The 18573-nt window shown below is 36.5% G+C and carries 7 protein-coding genes; all 7 read right to left on the bottom strand.

Features of this window, described 5'->3' with window-relative positions; genetic code table 11:
• Window positions 1-259 precede the first annotated feature (259 nt).
• The gene (locus CN601_RS16745) at window positions 260-1840 is read right to left on the bottom strand and encodes an Ig-like domain-containing protein (protein ID WP_098171718.1); all 1581 of its coding nucleotides are present in this window, start codon (window positions 1838-1840) and stop codon (window positions 260-262) included.
• Entirely contained in the window at window positions 1794-4424 is a 2631-nt protein-coding gene (locus CN601_RS16740) for a S8 family serine peptidase (protein ID WP_098171717.1), read from the bottom strand. Before CN601_RS16740 ends, CN601_RS16745 begins: the two co-directional genes overlap by 47 nt.
• Window positions 4425-4578: 154 nt before the next feature.
• Window positions 4579-5766, bottom strand: coding sequence for a S8 family peptidase (locus tag CN601_RS16735; RefSeq protein WP_257131729.1), 1188 nt, complete (start codon window positions 5764-5766; stop codon window positions 4579-4581).
• Between the two features lie 793 nt (window positions 5767-6559).
• Complete coding sequence (locus CN601_RS16730; protein WP_098171715.1) at window positions 6560-15037, bottom strand: InlB B-repeat-containing protein; 8478 nt, start codon at window positions 15035-15037, stop codon at window positions 6560-6562.
• A gap of 779 nt (window positions 15038-15816) precedes the next feature.
• A complete protein-coding gene (locus tag CN601_RS16720) occupies window positions 15817-16128 on the bottom strand; it encodes a LysR family transcriptional regulator (RefSeq protein ID WP_179865585.1) in 312 nt (103 codons plus the stop codon).
• Window positions 16129-16634: 506 nt separating this feature from the next.
• Window positions 16635-18101, bottom strand: coding sequence for an IS1182 family transposase (locus CN601_RS16715; RefSeq protein ID WP_098171712.1), 1467 nt, complete (start codon window positions 18099-18101; stop codon window positions 16635-16637).
• Window positions 18102-18151: 50 nt separating this feature from the next.
• The coding region (locus CN601_RS16710) for a group II intron maturase-specific domain-containing protein (protein WP_098171711.1) at window positions 18152-18573 on the bottom strand (422 nt) is incomplete at its 5' end.

Below are 18573 nucleotides of genomic sequence, written 5' to 3'. Positions count from 1 at the left end.
CTCATGGTTTGGTATAATACTATTTTTACAGAATGCAAATATTTATTAATGAAAATTATAAATTGAGTTGGGTCTGTGTTCCTCAACAACGAGGTTTGCCGCTCGCTTTCTTCAAATTCAGCGACACCGCGAAAACCATTGCTTTAAACTAATACTGTTTCTGCCTATACGCTGCGATACTTGCACACTATAGTCTATACCCATGAAATGCGCACATCAAAAAGACCTCTCAGTTTTCTGAGAGGTCAATTCTTTTTACTTACTTAACAGTGATTGTTCGTTTCACAGAACCACTCACATTTCCTGCTTTATCAACTACATAAAGGGTAATCGTATTCGTTCCCTTGCTTAGATTTGATAAAGTAGCTTTGAATGTGCCTTTGCTTGAAACAGTAGCTTTTGCTTTAATCTTCGTGCCGATTTTCACGACAAGAGTAGAACCTGCTTCTGCTGAACCTGACATTCTAAGTTGGTGTTTCTTACTATCTACTACAAAGCTTGAAATCTTTGGCGTTTTTGGTGCCGTGCGATCTAAAACTGTTACTTTTCTTTGTGCACTTACGTTACCAGCTTCATCTGACGCGCTGAACGTTAAAACAGTACCTGCTTTTTGTGTGCCAATTTCCAAATAGAACTTGCCGTTTTTATTAGCTTGTTCTTTTCCAATTACAACCCCATTACGCTTAACCGTCACAGTTGCATTTCCTTCAGTTGTACCTGAAACGAATTTGTCATGGTCTGTAACAGGTTTCACGCTTGGTGCAAGAGGAGCAGTCATGTCAATTACATTTATAGAAACTGCTTTGCTTACGTTTCCATCTTTGTCACTTGCTGTGACTGTTAGCACAGTACCTGCTTTTTGTGAAGCAATCGTAACCTTAAAGTTTCCTTTGCTGTCCGCTTTTGAGCTGCCAAGCATTCCTTTTGTACTGCGTACGAAAACCGTCGCATTTGCTTCTGTTGTACCAGTAACAGCGTAATCGTTATCATCTACTTTTTTTACAACTGGTGCTTTCGGTGCAGTACGGTCTAAAACCGTGATTGAAACTTCTTTGCTCACTTTTCCGTCTGCATTTGCCGCGCTGATCGTTAACACAGTGCCTGCTTTTTGTTTATCGAGTGGAAGAGTGAAGTCACCCGCTTCATTAGCTGTACCTGTTGCGATGACATTTCCATCTTTTTTCACAGTAATCGTTACATTTGGTTCTGCTTTACCTGAAATGCTTGTTTCGTTGTCTCCAAGACCTTTCACAACTGGTGCGTTTGGAGCTAAAGATATATCAGTTGTTGCTGTAGCAACATTCGAAACGCCAGCGTTTAATCCGCCAGTTACGTTTACGCGGAACTTGTAACTTGTGTTTTCAGTTAATCCAGTCACAACAGTACTATTTGCATCAACTGCTACTGGATTACTTGTTGTAGCCGCTGTCCATGTTGCGCCATTGTCACTTGATTGTTCAATTTTCATATTCGTCGCATCAACAGCTGCTAACCAGTTCAATGTTACTGTATGATTCGTTTTTGTTGTCGCTTTTAATGTGTTCACAAGTGTCGATATGCCTAATACATTGAAATAATCTGTACTATATCTTCCGTCAACCATTTCTTTTGGTGTGATGGTTGCATCCGGATTTGATTTGTAAAGATTACCTACTAGGAACGCCATGTCTTGTGTATCCACAATGCCGTCTTGGTTTAAGTCTTCAATATTGAAATTGGTCGCTTTTTTAACGCCGAATTTCTTTGCAACTTGTTTGACGTCTAGGACGTCAATCACACCGTCACCGTTTACATCACCAGCAGCCGCATTTTTCTGAGTTGCTGCTACATAGGTGAACACACCGATGTCTTCTCCCCCATGTCGTTTTTGTCCCTAGAGTTAGTGGTTGAATACTCTTCAAATGCCCTGGTGCTTCAACGACAATATTGACTGGGTCTTTTGATAATGGAATTTGCTCGATATCTACATATCCGTATTTATCAATCGTTCCTGGTACTTTTGTTCCATCTGAAAGTTGTGCATATGTTTTTGCACCAATGGTTGAATAATCCATTGTCCAGTTATTTTGGAACGCTTGTAACTTAGCAAACGATTGAACATGTGAGTGTTTTGGTATTATTTTATATCGGTTAATTTGGTTGAAAGATGGAATGACAACCGGTTGTTGCTTGCCGTATTGTGTATACGTGAATGGTACGGTATTGTCTTCTCCATTCAGCGTGTCATCTAAGATGCTGAAATCGTCATTGATCACTTTTAATGTCACATCAAGGAATGGTATATCACCACTAAATCCTTTGAAATTTGCGTCACCAGTGATACTAGCGCCTACTTTTACGTCATTTTTATTTTCAGGATAAACAGGGTCTGGTTTTACAGTCGGTTGATCGATATTGACGGTCAATCCGTTTGCATCTGCATACTGTTTAAATACTGGGTTAACAGTTACATTTTGAAATTGTAAATATCGGTTATAGAAATTAATATTGTAGTTACTAGACATCAAATCTTTTACGTTGTTTAGATTGAGTGTCATTGTCACCGTATCACCTTGATACAATTTTTTCTTATCGTACGTTGGTAAAACATAAGGTGTTCCTTTTTTCACGAATGCAAAGGAATAGAATTCATTTAAAAGGTGCGCGTTAGTCGCCATGTCCATTGGGAATAACGTGATCGTTGTTGGTCCATTTTCTACATCAGATGGTTCAATGCCGAATTTTGTATCCCCGTTTGCATCAAGTGGGAAATCTCCGTTCGCTTCTGCTTTTTGATTTTGGTAATACCATAGCTTATTTTCAGACTGGGTGAAGCCTTGTGATGCTAATTTTGCCGTTCCTTCGTCCCACAGATTCGCATGAAGCCAAAATGCATGGTACGTATTTCCGTCTTGCCCTTTTTCATTTGTAAAGTCTGAATCACTTAGTTCATAAACACCTGGTTGATGATCCTTTAGTGTCAACTTCGGTAACGTGTTGTCGATGACGAATTTTTGATTCGCAACCTCGTAGTTCAACGCATCCTCACCTGTAGCACGAAGTTTGACTGAATACTCACCTTCTGGAAGTGTCACCATCGGTGCATTAATGTCTGTTTTTTCATCTTTTGGATCGCCGTTAAACGGATAATACGTTGGCATGAAGAGTATTTTTAGATCCGTATCAAGAGGTGCACCAACCATGTTAAATGGTTTTAATGAAGTTGCACCAAGTGCTTTTCCGACTTTATCATAGATAATCGCCCAAGTTGTTTTCATCGGACTGTTTAATCTGAATCGGATATAGCGATTTGGACCGACCGAAAATGGATGTTGTGGAATCCAATTCACTGTTGAGATAGCAGGATTCATGAACTCAACTTCTCCGATTCCTTTTTCTACTGTGCGAGCTGCGAACGGAATACGATAATGTTCGTTTGGATTGTCATGGTTGACAACGTTCACATACCCTTCATATCGTCCCATTTCTGCGCTACCTGGTATGTTAATCGTTGCCGTTAAACTGATTGATTGACCAGCAGTTGCCACAACGGATGTTGGCATCGTGACCGTCACATTGTTTTTAGCTGCGTCATTCACATTTTCATTCGGTTTAATAAACTCAGTCGTTAGATCAAATGTTTTGTCTTGACTTCCGCTATTTTTCACTTTAATGGTACGTTTACTTGTGATTGTGCTACCATCTTCTTTGTAGACAGCACCAAACGTCAATGCACCTTTTTCATACGCCATCGTTGCAATTGCGCCAGAACTATCACTCATTAACGTGATGTCTTGTACCTTGAACGATACATCGTTGTGTACCGCTTCTTTTACGTCGACTTCACCTGCACCTTCTTCGTAGACAGAATAGTCGCCGTTTAGTTTGTCTGCACTATTCATCAGCGCTGCTTTGACATCAGCCGGTTTGTAATTTGGATGTGCTTGTAAGATCAGTGCTGCTATCCCTGCTACGTGCGGAGATGCCATAGATGTACCAGAAATACGTGCATATGCTTGTGAGTAATCAATTCCTGGTTCTGGACTGTGGACATATTCTGGATACGTTGAGTAAACAGATACCCCAGGTGCTACAACATCTGGTTTAATATCATAGCTTGTCGTAACTGGTCCTCTCGAACTGAAAGCCGCTAAATGATTTCCTTCTGTAACGGTTGACCCTATATTCGTAAAGGTGATCGAAGCGTTTTCTGCTGCTGTTTTTAAGCGCTCACCGTCAACATTTGATAGTCGGAATGTTGGGATAAAGCCCACATCACTTGCTAAATAATTATCGATGTCGCCGTCGATATTGTTATACATAATCGCCGCTACTGCGCCAGCTTTTTGTGCGTTCACAATTTTTGATGCAAGTGGATATGTTCCACGTGCAATCAATGCCACTTTTCCGTGCAAATCAATCGGTTGACCGTTTGTGTCTTTCATATCATCGTCACCAGCTAAGCCGATATATTGGACTGGATACGTTTTGTTCGCTAGTGTTTCAACGTGGTCATTCTATCCTTTTCCAAGTAATTTAAAGTTTGTAAAGGTTTCGCTTCCGACTTTCGCCGTTGCGATCGGAATAGATATCGGGAAGTCACTTGCGCCAACTGTAATTGGTAGCAGCAGCACCTGGTGTACCAAGTGTTCCTTCTGACGGACCTGAATTACCTGCCGAAATAACACATGTGACACCAGCAAGTGTTGCATTGTTCACTGCGATTGCTTCAGCAGATAGTGGATCGTTATTCGGTGCACCAAGTGACATATTAATGACTTTCATACCGTCGCTAACTGACTTGTCAATCCCGCCAACAATCCCACTTGTATAACCAGAACCATAAGGACCTAGTACACGGTAAACATATAAATCAACACCAGGAGCAACCCCTTGTGCTGGATTTTCGACAGCGGCTTTTGATTGCGCTGCGATTGTTCCAGAAACGTGCGTACCGTGGTATGTCCAATATTCTTCACTTGATGTCGCTTCTGGTTTTCCTGCCTTCACCCAGTCATCATACGTTGTTTCCATTGGATCTGCATCGTTATCGACAAAATCCCAACCTTTAACCGAATTCGGGTTAATCGTACTCGGATTGACACCTTCTTGTTTTCGATATCCTTTATACACATCCGTTAAATCAGGATGATTGTAATCAATCCCTGTATCTAACACACCGACTTTTACGCCGTGTCCATCAATGCCTTCGTTATGAATAGCATCAATTCCTGGAAGTGGGATACTATTTTCTTTTAGTCCTTCAGCGCTTTGTTGTGATACAGTCGTTGTTTCAGTCGGGTCGATTTTGACTTTTTCGTCTGCAAGAACATGACTGACAAGACCTGAATCAAATAGTCTCTCAACCATATTCCCAGGAAGCGTCATCGCAACCCCATTTAATGCATTTTGATATTCTTGCGTAATTTCGATATCTGAAGATGATCCGCCCTCATGTTCTGCCGTTACTGCATTGATTCCTACTTGATGTGCAGATAAACCTTCGATAAACGAACGAAATTGTTTATGTGTATCCGTTACATCTTGTTTTTCATCTGTTAGAGTTGTCTTTTCTCCAGCTAATTGCGCCTGCATGACCGCAACTTTTGCTGGCGCTTGCTTGAATTCAACAATGACACGAACAGGTTCGACACTTGTTGTGTTGATGGAAGGCGCAATTTTCGCACCACCTATGCTGATTTGATTCAATGCCGTAATCTGTTCTTTCGTCAACTGTGGTGCTGCACTTGTTTCTTGACGAAGAATGTTTTTTAAATTACGTTTCACCAATTAAATTTCCCCATTTTTTGCAATTTTCCGACATTTTTGTCTAATTATATTGTACTTCGGACAATACGTGTCGTATATTAGGGAAATACCGCTGAAAACTTGAAAAAAATCGAGTGAAATCAGTGTAAAAAATTCGAAATATTTTTGTAAACCTCTATTTAACAGGTCTTTCCGAAATATCTTTATTGGCCAAATTTTGAATATTTTATGAAAAAAATAATAATTTTAATGAATTTTCTTTTTTCCAATTACTACAACCGATACTAAGCTATAACTGTAAACAAAATGGAAATACCCTTAAAGAGATGATCGTTATTAATTTAAGAACCTCAGACGCCCTTGCCAATCTCATTGATGCCTCTCTGTAATACATCCATGTTTCTCCTTTTCATTTCATACCCGCTTTTAAAAATCAAGTTAGTAAAATGTAATTCTTCACTTTCTTAAAGAAAAACACTCGGTGTGGTTGAATAACCAGTTCCTTCATTCACCATTTCCCTAAATGTCTCATTGCTATCTACTTGCATCGTAATCAAGGGTGATTCTAAATACCCTTCATTCATTTTTGTTTGATCCTTCACGGGGTTGTTCTAGAAAAAATAAACAGCTTCGAGAACAAAAATAAGACAAGAATACGAAATAGTATTCTTGTCTTTTATTAATTTAAAGGGAAAGTTTTTAATTTGAAAAAAGATTATCTAATCCTTTTACTTTCAAATAGGGTATTTAATCAATCTTCGTAATATCATAAACACCCTTTTTGAATTTATTCTGCCTGTTATTTCACTTTTTAAAGCTTGATAGACATTATACTTGTCCACTCACCATAGATTTTTTGTGTTCCAACCAGTTTGTAAGAACGGATTTTGTAGTAGTATGTTTTACCTTTACTTAATCCTTTGTTCGTGTAATTAGTTGTTGTCACGCTAGTTAGGTGATAATATGTTCCTGTTTTTGAAGTTGATTTAACAATTTCATATCCTGTTGCACCTGATACTTTTGACCATGTTAGTTTCACAGAGTCTTTTCCATTTTTTGTTACTTTTGCGCTTGACGGTTTAGCTGGAATAGCTACCCACTTAGCGTAAATTGTAGTGCTTGCTGTAACACGATCTTTTGCAAAATTCCAAGCTACTTTACCAGAAGCATCTTTGTACCATCCAAGGAATACATAGCCTTTTCTAGTCGGTGACTTCGGTTGGCTAATTGTTGCATTGTAAATTGCTGTTTTTGAAGTAACTGAACTTCCTCCGTTACTGTTAAATTTAACAGTATACGTGTTAATGTTCCATTTTGCATAAAGTGTGATGTTGTTAGTTAGTGTTACAGAATTTCCTACTGCCGTTTTTAATGTAGCATCTTTATACCATCCAGCAAACGTATAACCTGTTTTTGTTGGTTTTGGTAAATTAACGACACTATTATAATTCGCCGTTTGAGCAGGTACTGTAGATCCACCATTGCTTACATAACTTACTTTATATGAGTTGATTTTCCACTTCGCATATAAAGTAGTGTTATTTGTAACTTTATCTGTTGCAAAGTTCCAAGCAACATTTCCTTGAGCATCCTTGTACCATCCAACGAATGTGTAACCTGTTCTTGTTGGAGTTGGTGCTGTAATACCTGTGTTATAATTTGCCGTTTTATCAGCTACTTGACTTCCGCCATTGCTATTGAAATGAACAGAGTAAGAGTTAATACTCCATTTTGCATATAGAACCGTGTCACCAGTTACTTTGTCTGTCGCAAAGTTCCATGGTGTTTTACCTTCAGCATCTTTATACCATCCAACGAATGTGTAGCCTGTTCTTGTTGGTTTTGATTCATCAAGTAAAGAATTGTATTCAGCTTTCACTGAAACTACAAGTCCAGCATCTTGTGTGTCATAGATGACAGTGTATTTAGCTGGTTTCCATTGACCATAAATCGTTTTTGTAGAGTAAATAGAATTTGTGAAATCCCAAGGAATTGTACATGCTTCATCTGCAAACCAAGTCAAATCATAACCGTGTACAGTTGGTGCTGTGATTCTACGTGCTACAATTTGATCTTTTGTTGCATCTTTCACTTCAGCAGGCGCATTCTTTGGCATTACGAAATGCACAGTATATCCATTTACAACTTTTTGTACTACTGTCACATCAGCATACTCTGTAGCTTTTACAGTAATCGTATAATCTTTCGCTCTTGTGAACAGACTCTTATTAAAAGTAATCGTACGATTTTCTTTATCTACATTGTATTTCGATGCGTCTACTGGAAGACCATTGATGTTAATGCCAGTAATCGCATTTGCCCAATCTTTGTCAATGAACTCTAATACTATATCGTTGCCTACTGCATTATCTGTTGTATCTGCTGTAACAACAGATCCAGCTAATGCATATTTCGCATAAAGTTTGATTGGTTTTGTCACAATGTTATCAAAATCATAAGGTTGTGTTAAATTTTGATCCGTATACCAACCATAGAACTTGTAACCCACTTTTGTTGGATCAACTGGTTTTGTCGCATTTCTATCTACGATTTGAGCTGAAACTGGGTCTCCACCATTTGATTCAAATGAAACTGTGTAACCAATAACTTGGTCAACCACTACAACATCTTTATACCCTTCTGAAACAATCGTCACGTTGACTTTTTGTCCAACCGTGAATAGAGCAGCTTTAAGGGTGATGCTATTATTAGTGATTGTGTAATCCTTATTCAATTCTAAAGTTTTTGTACCGATTTTTATAGCTTTGATATTATCTTTCCATGTTCCATCATCAGTAAATGGTAACGTAATATCGCTTCCAACAATGTTTCCAGCAATGTCTTTATTCACTGTTGGTGGAACTTTAATCCAACATAGATAGAATGTAGAATTACCGGTTAAAACTTTCGGATTTGTTGTAATATCTGACTTCTTGTCACTTGAATTAGCTGCATCCAAATAAAGGTCTGGACTAATGGTTAAATTTCCATTAATTACATGTGTGGCACCTGTAGACATATTTGGCGCTGTAGTTTTTCCATTAACTAACGCATCAGAAAAGAATGTATCATTTGCAGTCTTTAACGTACCACCATTTAAATCAACATGTCGTCTATAACCAAGTTTAACAGCTTGAATTGTGAAATTTTCACCAGTTGTCGACGTTATCTTTAAATTGTATCCATTTATACCCCCAGCATTTGCAAGAGTTGGCATTTCACTGAAGGCAAACTTTTCACCTGGTTTATTTTGACCTGCTTGAACAGCTTGATCATGTGTAGCCGTTGTGAATGATAGAATCCCGTTACTTCCGTTAGACGATAAGTCATACGTACTTGGGTCTAACGTATAGATTGTCGAGTCCGTATCTGTTGTGCCATCGCTCTTCATTCCATAGAATGTCGCTTCAATATTTGCAATTTTATCTTTTCCTGTTAACCAAGAAACATTCGTTAAATAATCTGGGATGTTGATTTTTAAATCGCCTTCTCCAAGCACCCAACCGTTACCACTTGCATTTGTGTTACTTGGGTCGAATTTCGCTCCATTCGGATTCGATTTATCAACAGGGGAATAGCTTTGAGTCGTATTCATTTGCCATTTCGCATAAACTGTTTTGTCTCCAGTTTGAATAGATGATCCTGGATCCCATTGTGTTGTACCTGATGCTTCATTATACCAACCAAGGAACGTATAGCCTGGTTTCGTTGGGGCAGGAGTATTATATGCTATCAAATTACTATTCGGACCATTTGATCTACTTAAGCCTGCTTTAAATCCTATCGCCATCGGATTAATCGGCGTTCCTCCTTGGCTATTAAACGTAACACTATATCCAACTGGTTGTTGACCTGTGTATACAGGGTCAGAACCAGCAATTACATCTGGATAAACAGTACCATCTGCACCTTGTGAACTGATGGTAAATTTGTAAAGTTGTGGTAGATAACTTGTTCCACCTGGGTCTACAGTTGCATTACTATAGGTTTTACCATCATTCGGATTAAGAGTCGCATTCGTCATAAATGTTTTTGCGTTAAACGTAATTTTTCCAGGCTTACTTATGTCGTAATATTTTTGATTCGTATCTGGATTGATCAAATTAGTGATATCCATACTTAATTTACCGTATGTTGTCACAATCACTTTATTGATTCCATTTCGCCATTTCGCATCTTCTGTAAAGTTTAATGTTAAATCCTGTCCAATATGCGCCACTGTTGGATCAGTGATAATCGGAATCGCTGGCGTCGGAATTGGAACCGATGAGATTGTTAATGATTTTGTTACATCTTGGTATCCTGTCGCTTTTATTGTCATTGTGTAATTTGTTGCCGTTGGGAATAACGATCCAGGGAACGTAATTTTTGATGGCATTGTTGCCGCTTGGCCACTTGCATCCTGATATTGATATCCAGGATTGATTGTCACTAAATTGGTTACATCAGTAGAACCTAACATGATTTTTGTAATTGATTTTCTCCACTTTACATCGTCTACGAACACTGCACTTGTTGGAGAAAGTGAAATTGTTGCTCCATTTTGTAAATCTTCTAACTTCGGTGTTGATACGATTTGCTGAGCTGGAGCTGGGAAATTAAGCTTTTGCATAACTTGCTCTAATGTGTCACCAGCATTTAACGTAATTGTGCCTGCATAATCAGTTGTAAAAGTCGTATCTTTATCTACTGTTAATTGTGCAGTTGGGACACTTAATCCTGCATCAATTGCACTTTGATTTTTGATTCCAAAGTTTTTAAAGATGAAATAGAAATCATTGTAATCAATTCCATAACCAAAACCACTTGGCTTAATCCAGTAAATATCTTCATCACGGTTTGTGTTTAAGAATGCAGTTTTGTTAGCTAATGTATTCGCTGGATTATTAAGATTATTTAGGTTTTTATAATGATAATAAACATCGATTTCTTTCAGTAAATCTTTCATATCGATGACGTTATCACCATTTACGTCTCCTCCTAATAAAATTGGGAAAAGAGTTGGAAGATCTTTTACAGTACCTGATTGATAACCGAATTTGTTTTCACCAATTACAGGTGTTTTTCCATATCCTTTAAAATGTCCTGGTACACTTGCTTCCATAGAATATGGTTTATTACTTACATCTGCTGTCACCGCATAATATGGATTAATAAACGTATAGGCCATTGTGTTATTAAATGATGTCGGTTGATCCGTTGTAAATTTTTTGCCCTGGTCATCCGTCACCGTTACCTTCGCACCTGAATCAACTGTGAATTGTGGATAATTGTTGTTTATGTTATTTCTTGCGAAAGATTCCGCTGCCACACGTCCTCTAATTAAAGAAGTGTTCTGTCTTACATAAGGTTCATTCGTTGGGAACCATGCGATTTCTGTATCTTCACCTGATAATGTTAAATTCGCTTGTAATAATTGATATGGGAATGGTCCCGTAATCGGATCAGGGCTTGAATAGGTCACATCTGCTTCTAATATTGGCATATCATGGTCAAGTGCACCTGCTGCTCCTATATTAGAAAGTGTCACATCTGTTGTTTTTCCAACTTGATAGTTTGGATGAACATAAGGTTGACCTACAGTAAGAACCTTAGTTGGATCAATCCCTTTACTAATAAGGTAATTTTTATACTCGTCTGTTAGTCGGATATTACTGTATTGGTAGACTTTATTATCATTCAGTAAAAATTTACCGCCAGTCATTCCAACACCGTAGTGTGTTGTCATTGTCATTTTGAATGGTTTATTCGCATCTACAACCAATTTATCTTCGTTACCTGGTCCTGCATCTACTCCATTAGATGAAGTTAAAGTAACATACGGATTACCCTTTTTAATAAAGTAATAGGTTTGATCATTTATACTATCACTTTCACCGGAATAATCAACTGGGTCAATAATAAATTGACTTCCCCATTTATTTGTAAGGTCTTCAGCAGTCACACCAAAATGGAAACGACCTTTCGCATTGGTATTGAAGTACACTGTTGGGAACATACTGTCTTGATAACCTACAACACTGTTCAAGCCTTGATCAACAGGAACTGGTGTACCATCTGTAGGGCTTGGCACGGACGTTTCCCCGTTAGCTTTCATTACGTCTATGTTCGAGTCATAAACTGTACCCGTGAACCCTTTAATTTCTTGTCCAGGTAGATACCCTGTCGGATCAATTTCATAAATCCCACCCTTGGAGTCTGCATCCATCGTCATTGTTGGTGGTGTACCGTCAACATATAGCGTATCTTCCGCTGTGTAACGTTGTCCATCTTTACCAGTTGCTATCATCTCAAGAGAGTATGCGCCTTCTGGTAACACTTGTAAGTCTTTTGAAATGCCAGACTGATCATACGTTCCATCGTATGCCTTTGTAAATGGAAGATACCATCCATTAAATAGAGTGATACGTGGGCCGTATTGGACACCAGGGATGATATCACTACCGTCTGATAAGGAGTTAGCTACCCCTATATATTTTCCGTCTTTGTCTTTTACTAGGATATAGTAGTTATCCATTTCGTTATTTACTGAAAAATTATAAGCAGAAAGATTTCCTACACTAGTCGATTTTATCGCGACTTGGAAATTATTAATGCCTTTTTCCGCAACTGTAATCGTAAACGGAACGCGATAAGACTCTGATGAATCAGCTGCGTTTACTAGGTTAATATACCCTTCGTAAGTGCCCTCTAATGCATTTGATGGTACTGTAATTTTTGCTGTTGCTTTAACAGTACTTCCACCACCAACATTAATGTTTGTCACGTTTTGTCCACCGACAGTAAAATCGACTTTTACGTCATTTCCAGTGCCTGGACCTACTTTATTCGATCCAGCAAATTTTGTTGATATAAACTCAGTACTTACTTTAAATGTTTTACTGCTATTTCCTTGGTTAGAAACGTTAAAATCTTTTGAAGAAACAACATCATCTGAGCCGTTCGTTGCACCTTCTCCTCGACCTTTAAAACCAAAGAACATGCTTCCAGTAAGATTATCTACTTCATGTAGAGTTGATGCATCTGATAGATTATCCGCCGTAATTGCTTTATCTAACACTTGAACTTTCACATCTGTAGCAATGGCACGAGCAGGATTAACACGTCCAGCACCAACTTGGTAAACACTATATTTGTTTGAATCTGTGTCAATACTTTTAGCTGTATTCATTAACACTGCTTTAACATCTGCAGGTGTATAATCTGGATGTGCAGCTTTAATTAAAGCTGAAATACCAGCTACGTGTGGAGTTGCCATTGAAGTACCAGACATAATCTGATAACCAAGTTTATAATCATGTGATGCATTTGGCTCCCAAATATCGTATGGAGCTGTTGAAGAAATATCAACACCTGGCGCAACAACATCTGGCTTAATTGTCCAATCTTTAACCGGACCTGTTGAGCTGAAGCTTGCTAATTCATCTCCACTCTTACTAATAGCAGCATCTAGTGTTGTAGGGAACGTAATGCTTGCAGTTTTAGGGTCTTTTTTAATCGCATCAGATAGAGCTTGTCCTTGTGCTTGTGTCAATGAAATTGAATAAACATTATCCATGCTGACACCTAAGAAAGAAGGAATAAAGCCTTGGCTATCAGTATCATCCGTATTATCCCAGATAATCATACCCGCTGCTCCAGCTTTATTAGCATTTGCCATTTTTGTTTGTAAATAGTCAACGCCACGTTTTACTAGAACAAGTTTACCTTTTACATCAATTCCGCTATAATCTGCTACACTCCCTAAACCGACATCAACGATCGGAAGTGTTTGTCCTTTATAAGCATCGTCTGATTGAGAGAAGTCTTTACCAAATAAACGTGCTTTATAAGAATTCGAACCATTTTTAATGGTCATTGTTGCAATATCTTCAGGGATTGTACTTGCACCTACAGTAATTGCTAGTGCTGAAGCTCCTGGTGAACCGACTGTAGCTTGCCCAGGGCCACTATTACCTGCAGCAACATCACACACAACTCCAGCTAAAGTAGCATTGTTAATCGCAATGCTTGTTGGATAAAGTGGATCATTAACACTTGCACCAAGAGATAGATTAATTACATCCATGTGATCTTTTGCAGCTTGATCGATACCACTTAGTACAGATTCCGTTGTTCCGTGTCCTCCTGGTCCTAATACACGATAACCATAAAGAGCCACATCAGGTGCTACCCCATTTGCCGAATACACATCGTTATTATTCGTCGTATTTGCTGCAATCGTACCGGAAACGTGAGTTCCATGCGAAGTAATATATGGCTTATAATCTGATGGTGGTGTTCCCCAAACTGAATCTGGATTTGCCTTATCAGCTACCCAATCATCATAAGTTGTTTCCATTGGATCATGGTCATCTACATATTTAATGTTTCCGTTTGCATCAAATCCATCATTACTAACAAAGTCATGTCCACCATATAATTTTCCATTTTCATCATGTGTTACTTTATAAAGATCAGGGTGGTTGTAATCGATACCTGTATCCAATACACCCACTTTAACCTTTTGACCCGCGCGTGGACCTGTTTTAATGATACCTGTGTTACCATCGGCTTGAAGTTTATCAATCCCTAAATAGGTAAGCGCTGATGTTGGCTTGCCAACAGATTTACTTGTTGCTGTAGTTTTAGAATTTCCTTCATCAGGTAAAGAATATTCTACTTGAGACCAAACAGACGCAACATCTGGACTTTCTGCAAGCTTTTGAACTAAATTCGCTGGTAAGGTTAAAGCAACTCCATTAAATGCATCTGTAAATTCTCGTGTTATACTGATTCCTGTTTTAACAGTTTTCCCACCAACAATTGAAGTTTGAGGTTGTGTATTTAAAAAGCTCTTAAAATTTGCATGTGAATCTTTAACTTTATTTTTAGCATTTGAATATTCGCTATCAAACGCTTGACTATTTGCAGTTGCTCCACCTTTAGCTAAAGATTGCTTAATGATTTGTATTTTAGCTGGATCTTGTTTAAATTGAACAATAACATTAATCTTTTTTGAACCGATTAAATCCTTTTTGTCTACACGTATTTTTTCAGCTTGATCTGCTCCGGTAAGTTTATTAATGTTTGCTTTTTGCTCAGCAGTAAGACCGTCAAGAATACGGTTAACTTCTTTTGCACTAAATGTATTACTAGATAAACCTTGTTCATTTAGTTTCGTTTCAGCTTTTACACTTGCGAAACTTTGAGGAATCACAACATTTAAAAACATCGAACTTAACGCAAAGATCGAAAGTATTTTTTTAGTTGGCCTCTTACTCTTTTGAGATAATTTTCTCTCTTTCATAATTTCCCCCCCAAATAATTAAATCATCCACAGATACCGTTTGAATCTCTTGAATTTTCTAAATAGTTTAAACGGTAACTTAATTTTACTTGTTTCAACAATTTTCGTATATTGGGGAAATATCGTACTTTTACTATCGACTTTTTTCGACAAAATTGTTAAAATATCCCATTATTTTTAATGAAATTCGAAAATTCCAATAGATAGAGTAGTATTTTAATAAAAAATAAACTTGAATTCGTTCGTTAAATTTGGGGTAATATGATTGTTTTTATGAAAATTCATCTGAATATTTATTCAAATCCAATATTTTACATCTTTTTTAATGAGTATTTAATATCATATTCCGATATGATTCTACATTTTAATCTCTTTTTAACGAAAACCAAACAATCCCAACATGAAGTAGAATTTGTTAGTTTAGAAGATTCAGTAACGGAAGATCATCTCCTTGGTAGACTAGTTAAATTTATTGATTTCTCATTTGTTCAAACAATCAAGAGCTTCAATATAGAACTTAGTTGTACTGGATACTAATAAAAACTTTGTCCGATTGCTCATCATCTATCTCACTACATTTTCTTACTCTCAATTTTAAGAACTTTCAACAAAACAAAAAAACTCGCATTTTCCTCTCATGACTAAAAATCACGAGAATCAAATACGAGTTGATTAAGCCTATTGCTTTTTTTCTTACTTAATCGTGATCGTACGTTTAACAGTACTGCTCACGTTTTAAATAGAGCAACTACTGACCAAGTAGTTGCTCTAAACAAACCCTATAATACACTCACATCATACATAACATTAACATAACTATAAGAATTATTTTTAATTGATTTAACCAATTGTTCTAACTCCCTATATTCTATTAATAATTCTTTAACTAGTGATATCAACTGTAGTCCTTCTATAGTAAGTACTACTTTAGAATTTTTGCACGACTTAAATAATTTAAATCCTAATTCATTCTCTAACTTATTTATCGATTGTCTAATGACCGATTCACTAACAAAATTCATTTGCGATGCAATCAAAAAAGAACCACTTTTTGCAACTTCTGAGAGATATACTAATCGTTCAATATTCATGAATCCTCCTATTGTGCTCATGACATTATTTGATAATTGATTCACTCTTGCTAACTTCTTCTATTCAAATAATTCAATTAAGTAATATATTCTAATTATTTATTGCTTAATAACCCTTTTTAAAAATCCCTACCATAAATAATATTAATTTCCATAAAAATCATAATAATAAAACTTCAAATAAATTAAGATTTGTTACATGACTTATTAAACCATAAATGTTAGGGAGTCACCATTTACAATTACTTAATATGTAGTGAAGTATTTTGGAAGGATTGTAAGATTTATATTATCGAAAACTACCATAACCATCATTATGTTACCTTAAATCTGGTAGCTTTATTTCACCTGTCCAACTAGTCGAGTAGAAGGGGGCCTTTTTACCTTGCGGTAAATTGTGCTCCATCTCCGGATAGAAGGATCGCTCAATTAGCGACCCAGACCCCCACAGAACCCGGCGTGAGTCTGTCTAACAATTGATTCTATTTTTATAATATTGAATACATTTAAGAAGATTTTTGATAAAAATAAATAAAAACATACAAAAAGGGGGCAGTGCCCCCATTAATTTTTCGTATTAATTCCTTTACACCGATAATACTTATTAGTCTCTTAAAATTATAAGCAAGACAAATAAAGCTTACCTCAGTGTTTACTGATTCAAGCCCTCTAGTTAAAAAATATGTATATCCAAAATGTCGTTTAATGGTTCCAAAAAGATGTTCTATTATCGAACCCCTTTTCTTGTATATTTTAATTTTTTTAATGGTATTTTTAGTCACCTGGTCAATGATTTCTTCCTCATTAAACCTAATTACAGATCTGCCGCCTTTTGCTGAAGTACACAACTCCTTTTTTCCGCATTCATCATAGTTTACACACGTATAACGTTTGAAATCTTTACCGTTTTGCTTTCCATTCCATTTAAAATTTAAACAATAGTCCATCGGACAAATATAAACATCATTTTTTTGATCATACTTAAAGTTTGATTTATCAAAACCATTTTCAACCTTTTGTTTCTTCCCTTTTTGGGGCTTTATTAGAATTTCGGTCTTTTCATCAACCACTTCCGTGATTTCGGACATATTAAAATACCCTGTATCAGCTAGAGCTGTAATATTTTGATTCTTAAATACTTCCTTTGCTTTTTTAACCATGTTCGATAATTGCCCTTGATCATTAACATCATTTACTACTTCGTAGTCTACAAATAATTTATTTTTATTGTCTACAACTGCTTGAACATTAAAACATACTTCAAATTTCCCATTGTTCTTCATCGATTTTGAATCTGAATCAGTTAAACAAACTTGTTTCTTTCCATGTTCTTTGAGCTCTTCTTTAATGGCATTTAACTGTTTTATTCTTTCTTGATAGCACTCTATTTTATCAGATATTTTTTGTTTCATACTCTCATTTTCAGTTGTATCTAAAACGCTATTAATATATTCCTCAATTTTTGCTTCATAGTATTCTAATTTCTCTTTAATAATATTTTCATTATAATGTTTATTCTTCGCACTACTTGCTTTTATCTTTGTCCCATCAATAGCGACTAAGTTACCATCAATAAGACCAAAACCTTTTAACATAAGTGTGAATTCTTTAAACAACTGCTTAATGGCGTCTTTGTTAATTTTCATAAATGAAGATAGGGTACCATGGTCAGGTTTTATTTTCCCAATCAACCACATTAGTTCAATGTTTCTAGTAGCTTCTGTCTCCATCATGCGTGATGATCTGATTTTGTTCATGTAACAATATATATATAATTTAAGAAGGTCTTGCCTTCTATAAGGTTTTTGACCAGCACTGTTACCGGAATGAAGAACAAATCCCAGTTCCTTTAAATTTAAACTATCTACATACGCATCAATTACTCTGACTGGATTATCTTCATTAACATAATCATCTAAAGTATATGGTAATAAGTTGAATTGATTTCTATCTTCACCTAGAATAAATGCCATAGTAACAGCTCCTTTATTATAAGTATTCGACATTAAAATCCATTTTCTTCTTAGCAATCAATAAATAACTTTAAATTGTTAGACAGACTCGCGTGCGGATTACCTGCTATTCCATAGTAATTATAATGACCTCTAAGAATTTGATTTATCTTTTCAGTTTGGTCTTTTATTGACCAATGCCTGATGATTCGGAGAGTTTCCTGGATTTTATTAACGTTTCGCTTAAATTTAGTCTTTTCAGTTTTTCTACCTACCATAAAATTACCTTTACGTTTTCTAGTACAGTAATGTGTAAAATCTAAGAAGTAGATTGTTTCCAATTTTCTTCCTTTTTGTTTGGCATGTTTACTGGCAAATCGCCAAAACTCTACTAACCTAGTTTTATTAGGCTTAAGTGCTAATGAGAATTTCATTAATCTTTTCTTAAGGACTTCTCCAAACTTTAACGAATCTTGTTTTTTGCAAGCAGTAA

The sequence above is a fragment of the Bacillus sp. AFS017336 genome (genome assembly GCF_002555445.1).
Classification (GTDB): domain Bacteria; phylum Bacillota; class Bacilli; order Bacillales; family Bacillaceae_G; genus Gottfriedia.
Note: the sequence above shows the minus strand (reverse complement) of the source record. Positions and strands in the feature narration are given on the sequence as shown.

Bases quoted from the DNA above. Each gene is read 5' to 3' on its own strand.
- CN601_RS16740 (WP_098171717.1), bottom strand. From the start codon at position 4,424: ATGAAAGACACAAACGGTCAACCGATTGATTTGCACGGAAAAGTGGCA.
- CN601_RS16730 (WP_098171715.1), bottom strand. From the start codon at position 15,037: ATGAAAGAGAGAAAATTATCTCAAAAGAGTAAGAGGCCAACTAAAAAA.
- CN601_RS16720 (WP_179865585.1), bottom strand. From the start codon at position 16,128: ATGAATATTGAACGATTAGTATATCTCTCAGAAGTTGCAAAAAGTGGT.
- CN601_RS16715 (WP_098171712.1), bottom strand. From the start codon at position 18,101: ATGGCATTTATTCTAGGTGAAGATAGAAATCAATTCAACTTATTACCA.